Origin of the sequence: Acinetobacter indicus, assembly GCF_009914475.1 — a bacterium.
In the GTDB taxonomy this organism is placed as follows: Bacteria; Pseudomonadota; Gammaproteobacteria; order Pseudomonadales; family Moraxellaceae; genus Acinetobacter; species Acinetobacter indicus.
This window is the reverse complement of sequence record NZ_CP045198.1, coordinates 1,050,919-1,066,029: the sequence shown is the minus strand read 5'-3', so window position 1 is coordinate 1,066,029 and position 15,111 is coordinate 1,050,919. Positions and strand designations below refer to the sequence as shown.

15 protein-coding genes and 2 rRNA genes are annotated in these 15,111 nt (G+C 46.5%); 9 read left to right on the top strand and 8 right to left on the bottom strand.

Annotation, left to right across the window (positions count from 1 at the left end; genetic code table 11):
• Positions 1 to 413 precede the first annotated feature (413 nt).
• The 3 genes from GA693_RS05565 to GA693_RS05555 all read left to right on the top strand — a co-directional run bounded on the left by GA693_RS05565 (position 414) and on the right by GA693_RS05555 (position 4,197).
• A 23S ribosomal RNA gene (locus GA693_RS05565) occupies positions 414 to 3,303 on the top strand.
• 191 nt (positions 3,304 to 3,494) lie between these two features.
• Positions 3,495 to 3,609: ribosomal RNA gene (gene rrf, locus GA693_RS05560) — 5S ribosomal RNA — on the top strand.
• 264 nt (positions 3,610 to 3,873) lie between these two features.
• Positions 3,874 to 4,197, top strand: coding sequence for an ankyrin repeat domain-containing protein (locus GA693_RS05555; protein ID WP_005178280.1), 324 nt, complete (start codon positions 3,874 to 3,876; stop codon positions 4,195 to 4,197).
• Positions 4,198 to 4,264: 67 nt separating this feature from the next.
• Here the strand turns inward: GA693_RS05555 and GA693_RS05550 are convergent, their stop codons facing one another.
• Positions 4,265 to 4,813 (bottom strand): type 1 glutamine amidotransferase domain-containing protein, encoded by a 549-nt coding sequence (locus tag GA693_RS05550; protein WP_016658048.1) that lies wholly within the window; start codon positions 4,811 to 4,813, stop codon positions 4,265 to 4,267.
• Positions 4,814 to 4,962: 149 nt separating this feature from the next.
• A complete protein-coding gene (locus GA693_RS05545) occupies positions 4,963 to 5,505 on the bottom strand; it encodes a lytic transglycosylase domain-containing protein (RefSeq protein ID WP_005178276.1) in 543 nt (180 codons plus the stop codon).
• Between the two features lie 312 nt (positions 5,506 to 5,817).
• Here GA693_RS05545 and GA693_RS05540 point away from each other — a divergent pair, with 312 nt between their 5' ends.
• Together GA693_RS05540 and ybaK are read left to right on the top strand one after the other, a co-directional pair.
• Positions 5,818 to 7,443: a Na/Pi cotransporter family protein gene (locus GA693_RS05540; protein WP_160241262.1), complete on the top strand. Its 1,626-nt coding sequence runs from the start codon at positions 5,818 to 5,820 to the stop codon at positions 7,441 to 7,443.
• A 75-nt stretch (positions 7,444 to 7,518) separates the two neighbouring features.
• A complete protein-coding gene (gene ybaK, locus GA693_RS05535) occupies positions 7,519 to 7,989 on the top strand; it encodes a Cys-tRNA(Pro) deacylase (protein ID WP_160241263.1) in 471 nt (156 codons plus the stop codon).
• A gap of 33 nt (positions 7,990 to 8,022) precedes the next feature.
• Here the strand turns inward: ybaK and GA693_RS05530 are convergent, their stop codons facing one another.
• Positions 8,023 to 8,715, bottom strand: coding sequence for an LrgB family protein (locus GA693_RS05530; protein ID WP_160241264.1), 693 nt, complete (start codon positions 8,713 to 8,715; stop codon positions 8,023 to 8,025).
• 1 nt (position 8,716) lies between these two features.
• Positions 8,717 to 9,130, bottom strand: a complete 414-nt coding sequence (locus tag GA693_RS05525; protein WP_005178267.1) for a CidA/LrgA family protein — start codon at positions 9,128 to 9,130, stop codon at positions 8,717 to 8,719.
• 101 nt (positions 9,131 to 9,231) lie between these two features.
• Here GA693_RS05525 and GA693_RS05520 point away from each other — a divergent pair, with 101 nt between their 5' ends.
• Positions 9,232 to 10,131 (top strand): LysR substrate-binding domain-containing protein, encoded by a 900-nt coding sequence (locus GA693_RS05520; protein WP_171502406.1) that lies wholly within the window; start codon positions 9,232 to 9,234, stop codon positions 10,129 to 10,131.
• A 70-nt stretch (positions 10,132 to 10,201) separates the two neighbouring features.
• On the opposite strand, the gene GA693_RS05515 is transcribed toward GA693_RS05520, so the two are convergent.
• The 4 genes from GA693_RS05515 to tusD are packed head-to-tail and all read right to left on the bottom strand — an operon-like array spanning position 10,202 to position 11,596.
• The gene (locus GA693_RS05515) at positions 10,202 to 10,513 is read right to left on the bottom strand and encodes a TusE/DsrC/DsvC family sulfur relay protein (protein WP_005178263.1); all 312 of its coding nucleotides are present in this window, start codon (positions 10,511 to 10,513) and stop codon (positions 10,202 to 10,204) included.
• A gap of 18 nt (positions 10,514 to 10,531) precedes the next feature.
• The gene (locus GA693_RS05510) at positions 10,532 to 10,816 is read right to left on the bottom strand and encodes a DsrH/TusB family sulfur metabolism protein (RefSeq protein ID WP_016658053.1); all 285 of its coding nucleotides are present in this window, start codon (positions 10,814 to 10,816) and stop codon (positions 10,532 to 10,534) included.
• 17 nt (positions 10,817 to 10,833) lie between these two features.
• Positions 10,834 to 11,184, bottom strand: a complete 351-nt coding sequence (locus tag GA693_RS05505; RefSeq protein ID WP_005178260.1) for a hypothetical protein — start codon at positions 11,182 to 11,184, stop codon at positions 10,834 to 10,836.
• Positions 11,185 to 11,227: 43 nt separating this feature from the next.
• Positions 11,228 to 11,596 (bottom strand): sulfurtransferase complex subunit TusD, encoded by a 369-nt coding sequence (gene tusD, locus GA693_RS05500; RefSeq protein WP_005178259.1) that lies wholly within the window; start codon positions 11,594 to 11,596, stop codon positions 11,228 to 11,230.
• A 71-nt stretch (positions 11,597 to 11,667) separates the two neighbouring features.
• Between tusD and GA693_RS05495 the strand changes: the two genes are divergently transcribed.
• The 3 genes from GA693_RS05495 (at position 11,668) to GA693_RS05485 (ending at position 15,077) form a co-directional block, all read left to right on the top strand.
• The gene (locus tag GA693_RS05495) at positions 11,668 to 12,675 is read left to right on the top strand and encodes an SDR family NAD(P)-dependent oxidoreductase (RefSeq protein WP_160241266.1); all 1,008 of its coding nucleotides are present in this window, start codon (positions 11,668 to 11,670) and stop codon (positions 12,673 to 12,675) included.
• Positions 12,676 to 12,810: 135 nt separating this feature from the next.
• Complete coding sequence (fumC, locus tag GA693_RS05490; protein ID WP_016658056.1) at positions 12,811 to 14,205, top strand: class II fumarate hydratase; 1,395 nt, start codon at positions 12,811 to 12,813, stop codon at positions 14,203 to 14,205.
• Between the two features lie 419 nt (positions 14,206 to 14,624).
• The gene (locus GA693_RS05485; protein WP_160241267.1) at positions 14,625 to 15,077 is read left to right on the top strand and encodes a DUF2147 domain-containing protein; all 453 of its coding nucleotides are present in this window, start codon (positions 14,625 to 14,627) and stop codon (positions 15,075 to 15,077) included.
• The last annotated feature ends 34 nt before the right edge of the window (positions 15,078 to 15,111 follow it).

The window sequence follows — 15,111 nt, the reverse complement described above, 5'->3', positions numbered from 1 at the left end:
AAGCAAAAAGCTATGCTTTGCGCAGGCTTTAATCGAACGAAGTCTTAGATTATAGAAATTAATAAGAAGTTAGCGTAATATGCGCGTCTTGTTAACTTCTGTGATTTATCACAGTTGACTGCAGTCCGACGAGGATGCAGTGAATCATTAACAGATTGGCAAAATTGAGTCTGAAATAAATTGTTCACTCAATCAATATACGTTAACGCGTTGTTATGACGGGTTGATGAACGTAGATTGAATTGAGAACTAGCAAATTAACTGAATCAAGCGTTTTGGTATATGAATTTAGATTGAAGCTGTACGGTGCTTAAGTGCACGGGACTTCGAACTGTAGATTAAATAGATAATTGATTATTTATTTAATTGTCTTAATCCTACTTGTAGGGATTAACGACTGTTTGGGGTTGTATAGTCAAGTAATTAAGTGCATGTGGTGGATGCCTTGGCAGTCAGAGGCGAAGAAAGACGTGATAGCCTGCGAAAAGCTCCGGGGAGGCGGCAAATATCCTTTGATCCGGAGATGTCTGAATGGGGAAACCCACTTACCATAAGGTAGGTATCAATACATGAATACATAGTGTATTGAGGCGAACGAGGGGAAGTGAAACATCTCAGTACCCTTAGGAAAAGAAATCAATTGAGATTCCCTCAGTAGCGGCGAGCGAAAGGGGAACAGCCCATTAAGTTATGTGTGTTTTAGTGGAATGCTCTGGGAAGTGCAACCATAGTGGGTGATAGTCCTGTACACGAAAGGGCACACATAATGATGACGAGTAGGGCGAGGCACGTGAAACCTTGTCTGAATATGGGGGGACCATCCTCCAAGGCTAAATACTCCTGACTGACCGATAGTGAACCAGTACCGTGAGGGAAAGGCGAAAAGAACCCCTGTGAGGGGAGTGAAATAGATCCTGAAACCGCATGCATACAAGCAGTGGGAGCCACTTCGTGTGGTGACTGCGTACCTTTTGTATAATGGGTCAGCGACTTACATTCAGTAGCAAGGTTAACCGCATAGGGGAGCCGTAGGGAAACCGAGTCTTAATAGGGCGTATAGTTGCTGGGTGTAGACCCGAAACCAGGCGATCTATCCATGAGCAGGTTGAAGGTTGGGTAACACTAACTGGAGGACCGAACCCACTGTCGTTGAAAAGCCAGGGGATGACTTGTGGATAGGGGTGAAAGGCTAATCAAGCCTGGTGATAGCTGGTTCTCCCCGAAAGCTATTTAGGTAGCGCCTCGGACGAATACCATTGGGGGTAGAGCACTGTTTCGGCTAGGGGGTCATCCCGACTTACCAAACCGATGCAAACTCCGAATACCGATGAGTACTATCCGGGAGACAGACTGCGGGTGCTAACGTCCGTAGTCAAGAGGAAAACAATCCAGACCGCCAGCTAAGGCCCCAAAATCATAGTTAAGTGGGAAACGATGTGGGAAGGCATAGACAGCTAGGAGGTTGGCTTAGAAGCAGCCACCCTTTAAAGAAAGCGTAATAGCTCACTAGTCGAGTCGGCCTGCGCGGAAGATGTAACGGGGCTAAAACTATGTGCCGAAGCTGCGGATGTATACATTGTATACGTGGTAGGGGAGCGTTCTGTAAGCCGATGAAGGTGGATTGAGAAGTCTGCTGGAGGTATCAGAAGTGCGAATGCTGACGTGAGTAACGACAAAACGGGTGAAAAACCCGTTCGCTGAAAGACCAAGGGTTCCAGTCCAACGTTAATCGGGGCTGGGTGAGTCGACCCCTAAGGCGAGGCCGAGAGGCGTAGTCGATGGGAAATTGGTTAATATTCCAATACTTCAGTGTAATGCGATGAGAGGACGGAGAAGGTTAAGTCAGCCTGGCGTTGGTTGTCCAGGTGGAAGGCTGTAGGCATGCATCTTAGGCAAATCCGGGGTGCTCTATGCTGAGAGCTGATAGCAAGCTAGTTTACTAGCGAAGTGGCTGATACCATGCTTCCAGGAAAAGTCTCTAAGCTTCAGTTACACTGGAATCGTACCCGAAACCGACACAGGTGGTCAGGTCGAGTAGACCAAAGCGCTTGAGAGAACTCTGCTGAAGGAACTAGGCAAAATGGTACCGTAACTTCGGGAGAAGGTACGCTGTTGACGGTGATGGGACTTGCTCCCTGAGCGGTTGACAGCCGCAGAAACCAGGCCGCTGCAACTGTTTATTAAAAACATAGCACTCTGCAAACACGAAAGTGGACGTATAGGGTGTGATGCCTGCCCGGTGCTGGAAGGTTAATTGATGGGGTTAGCGTAAGCGAAGCTCTTGATCGAAGCCCCAGTAAACGGCGGCCGTAACTATAACGGTCCTAAGGTAGCGAAATTCCTTGTCGGGTAAGTTCCGACCTGCACGAATGGCATAATGATGGCGGCGCTGTCTCCAGCAGAGGCTCAGTGAAATCGAAATCGCTGTGAAGATGCAGTGTACCCGCGGCTAGACGGAAAGACCCCGTGAACCTTTACTGCAGCTTGACATTGAACTTTGACCTTACTTGTGTAGGATAGGTGGGAGGCTTTGAAGTTGGAACGCCAGTTCCAATGGAGCCGTCCTTGAAATACCACCCTGGTAATGTTGAGGTTCTAACTCTGTCCCGTGATCCGGGACGAGGACCATGTCTGGTGGGTAGTTTGACTGGGGCGGTCTCCTCCTAAAGAGTAACGGAGGAGTACGAAGGTGCGCTCAGCGTGGTCGGAAATCACGCGTAGAGTATAAAGGCAAAAGCGCGCTTAACTGCGAGACCCACAAGTCGAGCAGGTACGAAAGTAGGTCTTAGTGATCCGGTGGTTCTGTATGGAAGGGCCATCGCTCAACGGATAAAAGGTACTCTGGGGATAACAGGCTGATACCGCCCAAGAGTTCATATCGACGGCGGTGTTTGGCACCTCGATGTCGGCTCATCTCATCCTGGGGCTGAAGCAGGTCCCAAGGGTATGGCTGTTCGCCATTTAAAGAGGTACGCGAGCTGGGTTTAGAACGTCGTGAGACAGTTCGGTCCCTATCTACCGTGGGCGCTGGAAATTTGAGAGGATCTGCTCCTAGTACGAGAGGACCAGAGTGGACGAACCTCTGGTGTACCGGTTGTGACGCCAGTCGCATCGCCGGGTAGCTATGTTCGGAAGGGATAACCGCTGAAAGCATCTAAGCGGGAAGCCTACCTCAAGATAAGATTTCCCTAGGAATTTATTCCTCTAAAGAGCCGTTCGAGACTAGGACGTTGATAGGTTGGGTGTGGAAGCATAGCGATATGTGAAGCTGACCAATACTAATTGCTCGTGAGGCTTGACTATACAACACCCAAACAGTTGTTGTATCAAGCTGAATTCTAAACTAATCCTTGATTTAGTTAATGCGACACAATAAAATTCAGACCCAATAGCCAATCCGTTAATAACTCATTTGGAACAAAGTAAGGCATTACATGCAAAAGCATCAAGCTTAAGCAAAGTAACTAAGACCCGAACAAGTCCATAACAGTTGTGCTGGCGACAATAGCAAGAGTGAACCACCTGATCCCTTCCCGAACTCAGAAGTGAAACCTCTTAGCGCTGATGGTAGTGTGGGGTTACCCATGTGAGAGTAAGTCATCGCCAGCTCATTAATTCAAAATCCCCCTAGCAAAAGCGAGGGGGATTTTTTTATGGGTAAAATTTATCTGGGCTTCCTCATCTTGTTTAAGGTCGCTTTTGATTTTTTGCTGTTCCTTCCTGCTTCTATTTAAATAAATGCCTCATCAGCCAGCGCATAGAACCCAATTTTTATCTAAAAATTAAAGCTAACAATTTAAATCCATATATATCCCCAGATTTAGCTAAAATCTTAAGATCAATATGATCAAATTACGATTCTAAGAGCACTTTATGAAACTGAATTCATTCTCTCCGATCCCTGAAGATGATGATGAGCTACATCTTCCTGAAATTGTATATTGGGCGTCACTAGGTGAGTTGGAGCAGGTACAGCAAGCCTTACAGCAAGGTGCAGATGCCAATGGTAGTGATGAGGAAGGCTATAGTGCCTTGCAGGCGGCGGCAGAAAATGATCATCTGGACGTGGTGAAACTGCTGATGAGCAAAGGGGCGGATATGGAGCATCGTAGTCCACATACGGCACTGGAACTTGCTGAAATGGCCGGTAATGAGGAAGTGGTGGCCTATTTAAAACAGCTCAAAGGGCTTGCTTAATCTCCCGATTCTGATAAAAAACCTCATCCGAAGATGAGGTTTCTTTTATGGATATGATTAAAAATCTTTAGGTTTCAGCTTCCAATTCTTGCACAATCGCCTGGTTAAATGCAGGAATATCATCCGGATTACGTGAGCTGATCAATACCCATCCACCGGTATTGCAGCGATGGACTTCTTCATCGACCCATTTCGCGCCGGCATTTTCCAGATCCAGCTTGATGGTTTTATAAGACGTCAGGTTTTTATCGCGAATCCGTTCGGCATTAATTAAAACCCACGGACCATGACAGATTGCGGCAATCAGTTTACCTTGATCGGTAAAGTGCTGGATGATTTTATGCGCTTCGGGGTTGATCCGCAGCGTATCGGCATTGACCGTTCCACCGGGAATGACCAGTGCATCATAATCTTCCGGATTGACCTTATCTAGCGTTGTTTCCGGTTCGGTGCTTAGACCAGGATCTTTATCAGCCTTGACCGTTTGAACTTCTTTTTGTTCTTCTGCTGCATGTATGGCTTCAATGCCTTTAGATTTCAAATATTCAAAGGGTTTGATCAGCTCATCTTGCTCCACACCCTGATTGGACGTAATGAATAATACTTTCTTTGGCATTTTCCCATCCTCGTTTCGTGAATTCTTTTGCTACGTTAACAACTGAGGCTCAAGGCACTGTACTGGTTTTGACGGGAATATGTAATTGCTTGGCAATGATGTAAAAAAGCCCCATCAGGAGCTTTTAAAAAATCACAGGATAAAAAGGCTTAGAGTGCGCCTTTTAAATCATTTTGATGCTGTTTAACCTGTTTGGCATAACGTTTGCCTTGGCGTTTCATCTTCCAGCTGGAATGATAACCGGTAGGGCCAACATTATAATAGGCTAGGGCTTTGGGCCAGCTGCCGGCTTTCGTGTTATAGCGATTTAAAATGTAAGAGCCGCATTGAATATTGGAAGATTCATCAAACAAATTACTGCCACAGCTTTGCTGCCAGTAACGCGGAATGACTTGGGTTAAGCCCACCGCACCAGCCGGTGATACCACATGACTGCGATAGCTGGATTCCTGGCGAATCAGCGCGGCCAGTAACAGTGGATCAATTTCATAACGTTCTGCATGTTGCACAATCATCGGCGCAACACGGTTAGCGGTGTCAGGTGCAACCGAATAGGCTTTTTGGATACCGACTGAAAGTTTAGCGGAACGTTTGGCAACGGAGCCGCCTCCTAAAGGTGAGCAGGCAATCAGGCTAAGAGCACTGAGGCCAATAAAAGAGGTTTTCAATAATAATGGGATGGTCAGTTTCATTTTAAAATCAGAAAAAAGCAGTGATGCTGCACCAGATTAGCCAGTGCTCGCGAATATGTTTAAGGATGTTAGTGAGCTGGGCGATATCCGTCAAGCCAACGGCGGCCTGGAACCGCCGCTGTTTTGTTAAGTTTTCGCTCCAATACTACGTGTTTGAAATATCTTTAGAGTGCATTGGAAGATCATCTTTCTACTTATTGTGCTGTTCATGTTGATGTCACTATGCAACTTTTAGGGTATAAAGCGGCTTTCATCGCATAATCTCTTATATACTTAGATGGTTGAAAATAAAAATATTTATTGGGTAGTTACATGCTAGAAGTGATTGCACAGTTGTGTGGCGGGATCGGTTTGTTCCTGATTGGAATGACCTTAATGACAGACAGTCTGAAAGAGATGGCTGGGGAGTCATTGCGTTTATGGCTGTCTAAATTTACAGGTTCACCGATTAAAGCCATTTTTTCTGGCATCGGCCTGACTTTGGCTGTGCAATCCTCAACGGCAACCACATTGGCCACCATTGGCTTTGTGAGTGCTGGTATTCTGACTTTTAGTCAGGCCATTGGTGTGATTATTGGCGCCAATGTTGGCACCACCAGCACCGGTTGGATGGTGGCTTTTTTGGGGGTTAAATTTTCCATTGCCCATATTGCCTTGCCACTCATTGGTTTAGGGGCCATCTTTAAATTATTCAGCCGTGGGCGACTGTCTTTATTCGGTTTAACCATTGCTGGTTTCGGCCTGATTTTCTTTGGGATTGACTTGCTGCAGGTGGCAATGTCCGGTTTTGCCGAGCGGGTTGATTTATCGGTTTTCTCCAATAATTCTTTTACCACACAGCTGATTTTAGTGCTGGTCGGGCTGGTGATGACCGTGCTGCTGCAATCTTCCAGTGCAGCCATTACTGCGACCTTGGCCGCTTTAGCCAGTGGTGCGATTGATTTATCCCAAGCCTTAGGTCTGGTGATTGGACAAAATATTGGTACGGTGGCGACCGCGATTCTGGCAGCCATGGGCTCGACTGCCAATGCCAAACGCACCGCAGCCGTGCATGTGGTGTTTAACGTGATTTCGGCCGTGTTGGCTTTTATCTTGTTGAAACCGGCTTTTTTGTGGCTGGCGGAACATTCACAGGTCGGCACTTGGGATGATGTTATTATTGTCGCTGCGTTTCATACCGCCTTTAGTGTGCTGGGAACCTTATTTTTATTGCCCTTTTTAAAACAGTTTGAACAGTTGATTGTCGGTTTAATTCCAGACCGCACCCCTTCAATTTTATGTTATCTGGATCAGGCCAGTTTTTCGGTGCCGGCTTTAGCGATTAATGCCGCTTCTAAAGTGATTTATTGGTCGATTGGGCATATCCTGATTTTACTGAAACGCGCGATTCAGGAAGGTCGTTTGCCCTCCAATAGCGAATTACAGCAACTGGATGAAATCTTAAAACGGGTGCAGCAGTATCTGGAAGATTTATCGGTTAGTGAAAATGAGCTGGATCAGCAGCGTTTAATGGCGATGCTGCGCCTGATGGTGTATTTACGTGTGCTGCGCAGCGATCTGGAAGCGGTGGAACATGCCGAGCATATCCGCACCCAGCCGACTATTTATCAGATGGGGCTGGATTATATTCATGTGCTGGACAATCACTTTCAGTATGTCGATGAGTTTAACCGTCTGACCGAAGTGGCATCTTTAAATCGTGAGCTGTTAAACCTGAAACAATGGGTGGAAGAGCAGCGTGCCGAAGCGCGTGAAAAAGTGATTGAATATGCCACGGTGCAACATCTGAGTGCTGCGCGCAGTCTGGAATTGCTCGCCGCACAGCGCTGGCTGGACCGTTTGATTGCGCATACCCAGCGTTTGGCCAATGTCTTGCAGGAAACCGAGAGCATGCTGGATGATGTGGAAAAGCGGAAATATCATGCTGCCACTCAATAGCCTAAGCTATATAGTGATTAACTTCTGCAGCAGAAGCTTTTATACTGCGAGGAGGTTTATCACTGGGCAACTAAAATGACACCGGCCTGTAAAATTTTAAAATCCAATAAAATTGACTATAGCATTCATGAATATGAGCATGATCCGAACGCCAAAAGTTTTGGGCTGGAAGCAGCGGAAAAGCTGGGTTTAGCGCTGGTCGAAGTATTTAAAACCTTATTGGTAACTGATGATAAACAGTATTATGTGGCGATTTTACCGGTGCATGTGCAGTTAAATTTAAAGAAAGTTGCTATCGCGGTGGGCTGTAAAAAACTGCATATGGCAGAGCCTAAAGATGCTGAACGTTTAACCGGTTATCTGGTTGGCGGAATTAGCCCGATTGGGCAGAAGAAACGTTTAAAAACCGTGATTGATCAGAGTGCGCAAAGTCTGGCAAAAATCTATGTCAGCGGTGGCAAACGTGGACTGGACATTGGTTTAAAGCCGGATGATCTGGCCCGGGTGTTAAATGCCCAGTTTGCCGATGTGGTGGATGAGTCTTAATCTGCACTGATTTTATTTTAGCAGCGGATTCAGTTATAAAAACCGGACCACGCCATGAATCAGGGCAGGTCCAAAAATCACCATAAATATGCCAGCCAGTACCATACTTAAGCAGGCGGCCACACCTTCTTCACGATGGCGCATAAAGGCTTTAGAAGTACCAAAACCATGCGCGGCATTACCTAAGGCTGCACCCTGAGCAAAATGTGAATTCAGTTTGAGTGCGAGTAAGACGGCATCTGCTATAAAACCGCCGGCAAAGCCGGTCATCATGGTGAACAGGATTACCAGTTCAACCGAGCCGCCCACCTGTGTACTTAACTCCATCGCAAAGGGTGTAGAGATAGAGCGCGCCATCAGGCTATATGTGGTTTCCTGATTCAGCTGAAACAGCTGCGCCAGATAAAAAGCACTGATAATGCCGACACACATACCGATCACAATCCCCAGACTGATGGCCAGCAGATGGCGTTGAATCAGCGCACGATATTCATAAATCGGAATGGCAAAAGCCACCGTGGCTGGCCCGAGCATCCAGACAATCCAGTGGCTGTACTGCATATAGCTGTTATAGGAAATCCCGAAATAGAGCAGCACGCAGATTAATCCAGCCGGAACCAGAATAGAGGGTAAAAACAGCAGCACCGGATAACGACGATACAGCTGTTTGGCCACGATATAACCCAGCAGGGTGAAGATAAAGCACAGGCTTGCGATCAGGTTCATCTTAATCTCCTGACACATATGCGGTATTGTTGGTATTTTTCCTGAGCCGCTGTTCCAGTTTAAAACCCCAGCACACGCTATAGGCTGTGGCGACCATTACCGCACAGGTGCCGAGCGTAATCGAGAGCAGCAGTTGCCAGCCTTGGCTTAGCAGTAAGTCTAGATCATTGATAATGCCGACCACACAGGGAATAAACAGCAGCATCAGCTCGGCCAGCATAAAATCGGCGCCTTGCTTGATCCATTGCAGTTGAAATATGCCACTTAACAGCGCCAGCAGTAACAGGATCAGGCCAATCACACCCGCTGAAACCGGCAGCTGGAATATCTGTTGGATCAGCGCACCGAGCCACCAGATCAGGATCAGCAGCGCAATTTGTATGCTGAGGACGGCAACACGGGAAAGAGACCACATCGCTGAATTGCCCTAAAGGTTAAACACGACTGTATTTTAGATTTGACCTGTCTGGATGATTATGAATAATAAAAAAATAATTATGCCTATTGGGAATGATGGTGGATTTAAAAAGTCTGAAAATACTGGTCAAACTGGTGCAATTGCAAAGTTTTACCCGCACAGCAGATGCTTTGTGTCTGACCCAGCCTACAATTAGCAAGGCCATTCGGGGGCTGGAAGATGAGTTGGGCACTGCGCTGTTTCATAAAGGTGAAGCTGGGCGTAAACGTGAAGTGCAATTGACTTACCTGGGCGAGCAGATTTATCAGCATGCGCTACAAATGCTGCAACTGGAGCAGGCGATTTATGATTCGGTGGCGGAAGTTCGTGCACTGGAACGCGGTAAATTGACGCTGGGTTTGCCGCCCTTGGGTTCGGTGCTATTAAGCCGGTTAATTGCCAAGTTTCATCAGCAGTACCCGGCTATTGAACTGAGCTTTTTAGAGGTAGGTGCCAGCGGGATTGAAGCCGCTATTCTGGATAAACAGATTGATGTCGGGATTGTACTCGGTCATTTAAAACCGGCATTGGGCGGAATTCCAATTATGGATTCGCCACTGTGTTTGTTATCTGCCCGGAATTCTGCATGGCAGGGACGCGAAACGGTGTCGTTGCTGGAACTGAAAGATGAGTCTTTTTTACTGTTTGCCGACAGCTTTACTTTAAACCAGATGATTCTACAGGCCGCACAGCAGCTGGGTTTTGAACCGAAAATTGTCTGTAAAAGCAGCCAGTGGGATTTTATTGCCAAAATGGTGGATTCCGGCGTGGGAATTGCACTGCTGCCTCAGGTTTATTGTGAGCAGTTGCCGGCCGAGCATTATCAGATCAGCCGCTTGTGCCAGCCTGAGCTGAACTGGACCTTGCGAATGGCCTGGAATACGACAGTCGCCATGAGTCCAGCCACCCGGGCCTGGTTAAGAATTATTGAAACGCATCTCGATCAGATTCATTTCTAAAACGCATAATCAGTGTGAAATCAGATTCATCTACAGCGCTAAACCTCTGAACAGATGAATCTTCCTCCAATTACAGGCAATTCGCCGGTTTGGGAATACCGGCCAGACGACTTAAGTGCCGCGCCACCAGTCCGGTGTTAAAACGCTCTTGCAAGAGGGCATTGTTAATCTCAGGGCTGACCGTTTTCATCAGAAACTTGATTAACGGGCGGGTCGCCGGAGAATGACCAAACTGCTGATAAAACTGGCGCACAGCCTGCAAAATTTCAAAATGCCAATCTTCCAGTTCCAGCTCTAGGCTTTTGGCCAGCTCTTGCGCTACAGTTTCATTCCAGATGGTGTAATCGACCAAATGACCATCTTGGTCCAGTTCAAGATTCATAACACACTCAAAGCTTGTTTATTTTAAAGAGATACAACGGCTATAAGCCAGACACAGCTCGGCAAAGGTAGCATAGTTTAAACTGTGCAGATGGGCAGGCAATGGCTGGACCAGCAGCTCTAGATCATGCTCCAGTGCAAACAGGGTGCCGCATTGCTGACAAAATGGGTGATCAATGGCCAATACTGCATCACCCATCAGCACCACTGCATCGCCTTCACTATACAGACGTGAAACTTTGTCCAGCATGGCCGGGGTAGTATGGAAGCCGGATTGCAGCAGATATAAAGTATTTTGTGACATAACAGATTCCTTCCGGCTTACCAGTACAGCACGTGGTCAAAACGCTGGATAAAGTCCGCATTCAGTTCAATAAACTCGATTTCCTGCTGCGACTGGCTGACATAAGCTGAATGTTGATGCTGGTGTTCTACCAGAATCGGGCTTAAATCATAAAACTCAAAACTTTCGACCATATTCGAGGCCAGCTTGAAGGCGTGTTTGAGCTGGTCAAAAGCCAAATCGCTTTTGAGCAGACTTAGGGCAGCATCCTGTAATAACACTTTGACTTCACAGCCAAAAGTGGCCAGTACCATAGTCGCAGACAGGCTTTCATGTACCTGCTGGCTGCTTAAATTGGCCTGGCTTAAAATGACGAGTACAGTTTTCACACAATTTACCTTTTAAATGCAACAAATTCTCAAATAGAACCACTTAGAATTGAAGAAGGCGATCTGCAGATTGCACTGCATCGGCAAGTTCGCCCAGACCAACCAATTCAAAGCCCGCGGCTAAATTGTGTTGATGAAGTTGATGACGTTTGGCATTGTCCTGATCGGTAATCCCGCGTAACAGTGCCGCACTGACACAAACCGGCAAACGAATCGACAGTTTTTGCCATTCCGATTTTAACTGTCGCTGATCATCGGGTAGCCATTGTAAATCGTTAGCGACCATAACAGCGTCCTGATAGAAGAACACCCGGAAATCTTCATTCTTGCTCTGCAAGGCTTGAGCCAGACCCAACGCATGCCAGGCATGAATCGAGGTCGGCGCGGAGGTAATTAGTAATAAGGTACTCATCAAAATTCACTAATGAAATGTTCCCGCAACACAGGGGGCATTCAGACTTCATAAGAAAAAGGTAGTATACAATGATTTTAGTGACTGGTGGTTTAGGCTTTATAGGCTCGCATATTGCATTAAGTCTGATGGCTCAAGGGCAAGAAGTCATTATTGTCGACAATTTATCCAATGCCAATTTACAAACCTTAGAACGACTTGAATATATTTCGGGCATGTATGTGCCTTTTGCCAAAATTGATATTCGTAACACCCCGGCCTTAAATAAAGTCTTTGAACAGTATTCGGTCGATGCAGTGGTGCATACGGCCAGCTTTAAATCGCTGGAAGAATCGGTCCTGAAACCGCTTGAATATTATAATGATAATGTCAGCTGTATCATGAGTTTGCTGCGTGCCATGCAGCGTACCGGGGTACGTGTGCTGGCGCATTTATCCAGCTTAACCGTGTATGGTCAATCCAGCCTGCAACTGAAAGAAGATCTGCCATTTCAGTATGCCTATCCAAATCCGTATATCAAATCTCAGCAGATGGCTGAGGAAATTATTCAGGATACCTTTAAAACTGACAATGAATGGAAAATTGCCTTATTGCGCTTGGGCAATATTGCTGGTGCCTTTGAACATGGGGTACTGGGTGAGATGGTACCGCCACTGCCAAAAAATATTGTACCCCTGGCGATGCAGGTCGGGGCGCAGCAACGCGAATTTATCGAGCTGCGCAAGCAGGCCCAAACTGAAGACAAGACTGTAGAGCGTAGTTTCCTGCATGTACTGGATTGTTGTGAGGCCGTATCTTTAACCCTGCAATGGCTATTCCAGCAACAGCATGTTTGTGAAGCCTTTAATATTGCCGGCGAGGCGATTTCGATCCAGCAACTGTTAAATGAAATTTCGAGCGTCACCGGCACTGAAATTAAAACGGTCGATGCTGATGTATATCCCTATGCTGAACTGGATCAGGTCGCGGCCGATATTAGTAAAGCCAAAGAGGTACTGGGCTGGCAGCCGAAACGCTCGATTCAGCAGATGCTAGAAGATGAATGGCGCTTTTATCAGCACACCTTGCGCGGGCAATGATAAATTTAATAATGATAATAATTATCATTTACAATTTTATCCGCCTGACCTAAGATGACTATATTCGCCATAGCCGCTGCCTCAGGGCAGCGTTATAACAGCATTGAGAACAGCAAGAATAGATAGAGGTTGAGTATGCAAACACGTATCGAACACGACACCATGGGCGAAGTTGAAGTCCCGAGTGAGGCCATGTGGGGTGCACAGACTCAGCGCAGCTTACAGAATTTTAAAATCGGGCAGGAACGTTTACCTCGTCCCATGATTCGCGCCATGGGCTTAGTGAAAAAAGCCGCGGCCATGACCAATGCAGAACTGAACCAGATTCCTCAAGAACTGTCGCACTATATTGTTGATGCAGCTGAAGAAGTGATTGAAGGCAAATGGGATAGCCAGTTTCCGCTGGTGGTATGGCAGACCGGTTCGGGCACGCAAAGCAATATGAACTGTAATGAAGTGATTGCCAATATTGCTAACCAGAAACTCGGCAATCCGCTGGGTGCACAAAAGCCAGTCCATCCGAATGACCATGTGAACCGTGCCCAATCAACCAACGATTCTTTCCCGACCGCGATTCATGTGGCTGCCAGTTTACAGATCAATGAACTCTTAATTCCGGCAGTGACCCGTTTAAGAGATACCTTGCAGGCCAAAAGCGATGCCTTTGCCGATATTGTGAAAATTGGCCGTACCCATTTACAGGACGCAACGCCTTTAACCCTAGGGCAGGAATTTAGCGGCTATGTCTCGCAGCTCGATCATGGTTTGAAACGTTTGCATCAGGCCCTGGACGGTTTATATGAACTGCCGTTGGGTGGCACCGCCGTAGGAACCGGTTTAAATGCCCATCCGGACTATGCTGAAAAAGCCGCACAGCAACTGGCCAGCCTGACCGGTTTGGCTTTCGTTACTGCGCCGAACAAGTTTGAAGCTTTGGCTGGACGTGATGCTGCGGTATTTGCTTCCGGTGCCTTAAAAACTCTGGCTGTGAGCTTAAATAAAATTGCCAATGATATACGCTGGCTGGCCAGTGGGCCGCGCTGTGGTTTTGGTGAAATCCGCATTCCGGAAAATGAACCGGGTTCAAGCATTATGCCGGGCAAGGTCAATCCGACCCAGAGTGAAGCCATGACCATGGTGGTGGCGCAAGTGCTGGGTAATGATACGACAATTAATGTGGCTGGGGCTTCAGGGAATTTCGAGCTAAACGTATTTATGCCAGTGATTGCCTATAACCTGTTACAGTCGATTCAGTTATTGGGAGATGCCTGCAACAGCTTTAACGATCACTGCGCTGTCGGAATTGAACCGAACCGTGACAAGATTGATCATTTCCTGCATAACTCGCTGATGTTGGTGACAGCACTGAATCCGGTAATTGGTTATGAAAATGCTGCCAAAGTCGCGAAAACGGCCTATAAAGAAGGGAAAACCTTAAAACAGGTGGCGGTGGAGCTGAATCTGGTCACTGCTGAACAGTTTGATGACGTGGTACGACCAGAAAATATGGTTTCACCGAATGCGAAATAAGTGTTGCATCTACCGGGATGGAATATGAGCAGCCATCTCGGTGGGCTAAAAAATTTTGCTTCATCACAACTATTTTTCCATCAGAACCTGTGCATGAAAGTGCAAAGTACCTATAAAAGAAAACCCAACATATGGATTGCTATATGCTGGGTTAGTTTGCGCTACTTAGTTATTACAGGCCATCTTCTCGTTTTTAATGACCTTGACTGCATCATAAGCCCTGAATGTGACAATAAAAAGAATTGCTAAAATTCTGGAAAAGAAATGTGAAGTATCTAGCAAAAATTGGATCTAAATACCACATAGATATTTAAAATTTATGAAATTATTATGATTTAATTTAGGAAAATGAATATAATTCAGGCCGCTGGGAAGCGTATCTCATTTCTTTATTGACTCTTTTGAAACTCTTTTTGCTTATGAATTTTAGATTGTTGGGGGCTGCGGCTCTATTGGCGGGTTTAACCAAAACTGTAGTGGCAATGCCGTTTGATCCTTTAATCGGGACATGGAAAGTGATTGATGATCGAACCGGGTATTATGTGTCGGAAATTGTGATTCGTAAAAACTCCAAAACACAGCAGTATAGTGCAGTAGTGAGCAAGCATTATCCGGCGGCGGGAGCGGTGAATCCGGACGTTTGTGGCAAATGTGAAGGGGCTTTAAAGAACCAGCCGATTTTTGGTATGGAAGTGCTGAAAGGCATGACCGGCAACCATAAGCAGTTTAAGCAAGGTCAATGGCTGAATACCCAGGATGGCCGGACCTATACCATTGAAGCGCAATTGAATGATGCTAAAGACCAGATGAAAGTATTTGGTAAAGCGCAACAGAGCAATACAACCAGTGCCATGACCTGGAAAAAGCTCTAATGAGCTTTGGCTGTTGAGCGGGTTCTAAAAACCA